3 protein-coding genes are annotated in these 4,324 nt (G+C 44.0%); 1 reads left to right on the plus strand and 2 read right to left on the minus strand.

Translation table 11 applies throughout. From position 1 onward, the window contains the following. Nucleotides 1-249: 249 nt before the first annotated feature. A complete protein-coding gene (trmFO, locus tag Q0R35_RS03705) occupies nucleotides 250-1,608 on the minus strand; it encodes an FADH(2)-oxidizing methylenetetrahydrofolate--tRNA-(uracil(54)-C(5))-methyltransferase TrmFO (protein ID WP_295614594.1) in 1,359 nt (452 codons plus the stop codon). 49 nt (nucleotides 1,609-1,657) lie between these two features. Beyond that, the gene (locus tag Q0R35_RS03710; RefSeq protein WP_295614595.1) at nucleotides 1,658-2,761 is read right to left on the minus strand and encodes a fatty acid desaturase; all 1,104 of its coding nucleotides are present in this window, start codon (nucleotides 2,759-2,761) and stop codon (nucleotides 1,658-1,660) included. A 359-nt stretch (nucleotides 2,762-3,120) separates the two neighbouring features. Between Q0R35_RS03710 and Q0R35_RS03715 the strand changes: the two genes are divergently transcribed. Then, nucleotides 3,121-4,324: tetratricopeptide repeat-containing serine protease family protein (locus tag Q0R35_RS03715; protein ID WP_295614597.1), on the plus strand; the 1,204-nt coding region annotated here is incomplete at its 3' end.

The raw sequence follows: 4,324 nt of genomic DNA on the forward strand, positions 1-4,324 counted from the left end.
TTGTGCTATTATTTCATCTGAGTTGTCGATCGAGCGACATTTTAATAGCCAATGCTCTCTTTAATTCTCTCGGATCTGGATTGCTCTTAATTAACTTCACCAGCTCGGTTATTTTGTTAGATTCTTCTTGCTGTTTTATTAGTGGATTATCCATTACTTAAATATTGTCGGTCGAGAGTTAAATAATATCGTACTATAAAATAAGTTTTTCAATTAGGATTGCTATAGTATGCTACCGATCGAATAAAGTTAAATAACTGCATATTTAACAGCTAATTGACTAACAATAAGTTCGTCGATCGCACTTAAAGATCGATCTCGATAAGCTCCGTAGCGCTCTTGCTTATTCTTGATTTTAGCTGGCAACTCTGGGAAAATTCCAAAGTTGGGCGGCATCGGTTGAAAATGTTTTGGTTCTGCCGTGCTGATAAAATCAAATAGCGAACCCATCATCGTCACGCGCGGCATCACAATTGTTTCTAAGCCTAATGCTAGTCGTGCGGCATTAGTCCCCGCCAGCCAACCGCCAGCAGCGGCGGCGGTGTAACCTTCGGTACCGATAATTTGTCCGGCTGCGAGTAATTCTGGGCGAGTGTGGAACTGAAGCGAGGGCGAGAGTAATTGTGGTGAGTTGATAAAGGTGTTGCGGTGCATCACTCCCAATCGGACGAATTCGGCATTTTCTAAGCCCGGAATCATTGAGAAAATCCGCTTTTGTTCGCCCCATTTCAAGTTTGTCTGAAAGCCAACCATATTCCACAATTGTCCGGCTTTATCTTCCTGACGCAATTGAATGACGGCATAGGGGCGGTGAATTTGATTCTCAGGTGCCTTAAAATCGCCTCTGCGACTATCGAATAAGCCGACGGGTTTTAAGGGGCCATAACGCATCGTTTCCTCACCCCGTTGGGCTAATTCTTCGATCGGCAGACAGGCTTCAAAAAATTTAGCAGTTTCACGATCGAAGTCTTTTAATTCGGCTTGCTCGGCGTTACAAAGTTCCTGCTGAAAGTGGAGATATTGCTCCTTATTCATCGGGCAATTGAGATAAGCCGCCTCGCCTTTATCGTAGCGAGATGCAAAAAAAGCAATGTTTTTATCGATCGAATCGCCGACGATAATCGGACTGGCGGCATCGAAAAAGTTGAGATAATCCATCCCCGCCAACTTTTGAATATCTTCAGCTAGAGCTGGAGCTGTCAACGGCCCAGTGGCTAAAACAACGATGCCATCGCGGGGAATTTCAGGCACTGTATCGCGGCGAAATTCGACCAGGGGATGGTTTGCTAATGTTTCGGTCAGATCGTGACTAAACTTACCACGATCGACCGCTAGTGCGCCACCTGCTGGGACTGCATGATGGTCGGCTTTACCAATAATAATCGAACCCAAGCGACGTAATTCTTCATGTAATAATCCGGCTGCTCGATCGGCAGACTGGGCACCGAATGAGTTACTACATACCAATTCGGCTAATTCTTCGCTGTGGTGTGCGGGGCTTAATGTGTGGGGACGCATCTCGTATAGAGTCACGGGTACGCCAGCCTGGGCAATTTGCCAAGCGGCTTCGGTACCTGCTAATCCGCCACCAATCACATGAACGCGCATATAAAGTAAAATTTTGAAGTCTGCCTCTATATTATAAGCCCCTGCGAGATTATAGATTACTCTCAATCTTCGCCTTCGACTCGATCGCACAAGGACAAATTACTGACTCCAGATTGTGTCGATCTGTCAAAACTATCTCATCGCGATAATGCCGGGGTGTTGCCATTAATAATCGCCATGCTTCATCAACTGGAATTAGATTGTACGATTTGGGATAATGGGCTTGGAGCAACTCTTGAACGAGCGGATAGTAATCAGAATTAATGCTAGGAAACAAATGATGCTCGGTATGATAGGAGAAATTAAAATGGAGTAAATTAAAAATTTCCGGCATTTTCAAAGAAACACTATTAATCAATGGATCGTTGATATCGGTCATCTGACAGAGAAAATGATTGGTGTAAATGTAAAACATCACACCCGCATAACCAATACTCATTGGTAAAACATAACCCAGTAAAATTGCTAAAATATTCAATTTGAGATAGATTAAAATTCCCGCATGAACCGCACAAATTCCGAGCGATTCAATGGCGATAATTTGGCGTTTGCGCGGGCTGACAACTACTGGCGCGGGAACGTATTCAACCCGATCGTGATTGAATAATAAAACCGAACTCAAGTGCCGGAAGGTATGTACTACCCAGGAAGTAGCCATTCCTAATATTAACAACGCCCAATTGACTTGTGCCGATGGTACGAATAGATTTTGAATCCATTTACCCCAAGTATTATTTTGACCGACGAGATACATGCGATCGGGATCGCCAATCGCATTAGTTTGGGTGTGGTGCTTGTGATTGTGAACGGCTTTCCATAATGTGGGTGGCATCCATAAAAGCGACAAGGCTAGAAAACCAAATAAATATCTCCAGTGCGGTCGTCCGATCGTACTACCATGCATCGAATCATGTGCGGCAAATAGACAGATAATAACACTGTTTCCCATGACAAGACTCAATGGTAAATACAACCACAACCACTCAATCGACCATCGATCCAAGCTCCGAGCGATCGTCCAACCCATTCCTAAAATTAGGAAATTGATGATGAGAATAAATAGCTTATTGGTATTTGGCTGGAAGGCTGCTTCAGGCAAAAGCGGACGTAGAACTTTGAGATATTCAGTTTGACTAATCACTATTTCTGACAATTGATTTTTGGCATTTCTTGAAACTATCGTCAGAACTACTCCATTCAAAAATGGTAGCTTTCTAGTTGTGTCGATTGTTTAGATAAGTTCGGACGATCTTGCTCGTCCGATCTATCGATCATTGTAAATGATTTAACTTGTAGCGGGCACTCTTTTTAGAGTTTTTCTGTACACTTCCGTTGACGTACTTGCGACTTTTGCGCGGTCGTTCGCGTAGTCTCTCGTTCGCGGAGCATTAGGAAATAGTTGTAGTTATCGCGATTTCGATCGGTACAATGGCTTGACAATCTGGAAATTTCCCTAACATAATTTAGATCGGATTAATATGGAGACGGTCACAAAATAAAGGGTAAACGTTCATGTCATCGAGAATTTCACTGTGGGTCGGATTAATTGGGGTAGCCGCGACTATTCCCTTAGTACAAACTGTCGCCGTTGCCAAGAGTTCGGTAGAGATGCATCGGATTGGCAAGGCAATTACAGTATTAATTACTAGTAATGATGGTCAAGGTTCGGGAGTTATCCTCCAACACCAGGGCGATATCTATACCGTCCTCACTGCGGCTCATGTGGTGCGAAAAAAGGTTAATTATAAAATTACGACACCTGACGAGCGACAGTACGAAGTAATTAGCGACTCGATTCAGACATCTCCAGGCGATATCGATCTGGCTGTGGTCAAGTTTAAAGCTACAACTAAATACACCACCGCCAAGCTCGGTAATTGTAATACGATCGAGGGCGGAATGGATTTATACGTTACGGGTTTTCCAGCTCCCGATGAGGTAATCACAGCCACAACACTAGTCGTTAGAGAAGGGAAAGTCACGGCTAATAGTAACAAAACCTTTGCCAATGGTTATTCGCTCATTTATAGTAATGACACTCTGCGAGGGATGAGTGGCGGGGCGGTGCTAAATAACGAGGGCGAACTAGTCGCCATTCACGGTAAGGGGGACAGAAATAAAGATAAAGATGGCGAAAATGCTGAGAAAAACGGCTATAACGTGGGGATCTCGATTAATCGTTTTCAGACCGTAGCAAGTAGGATGGGGGTTGAACTCAATGGGCAAGTCGCAGCACTTTCTCAAGATCGGACACCAAAAGCAGATGATTACCTGATATCAGGAATAGAGAAGTCTGTAACGGGCAACCCCCAAGGAGCTTTGGCTGACTTCAATCGGGCGATTGCGCTCAATCCCAATTTTGATAAGGCTTACCAAGAACGTGGTTTTCTGAAATATTCCAAGCTGAAGGATACTCAAGGAGCTTTGGCTGATTACAATCGGGCGATTCAACTCAATCCCAATTACCTTGAAGCTTATTACACTCGTGGACTTCTAAAAGATTACAAAAACGATCCTCAAGGAGCTTTGGCTGATTATAATCGGGCGATTCAAATCAATCCCAATGATTTTAAGGCTTACAACGCTCGCGCTCGGCTAAAAACTGACAAACTGAACGATACTCTAGGATCGCTAGCCGACTACCAGCGGGTGATTCAGCTCCAGCCTACTATTTCTTCAGGTTACGAAGGTCGTGGTCTTCTAAGAGATAACAAAC

Origin of the sequence: Chamaesiphon sp. GL140_3_metabinner_50, from assembly GCF_025361915.1 — a bacterium.
GTDB lineage: Bacteria > Cyanobacteriota > Cyanobacteriia > Cyanobacteriales > Chamaesiphonaceae > Chamaesiphon.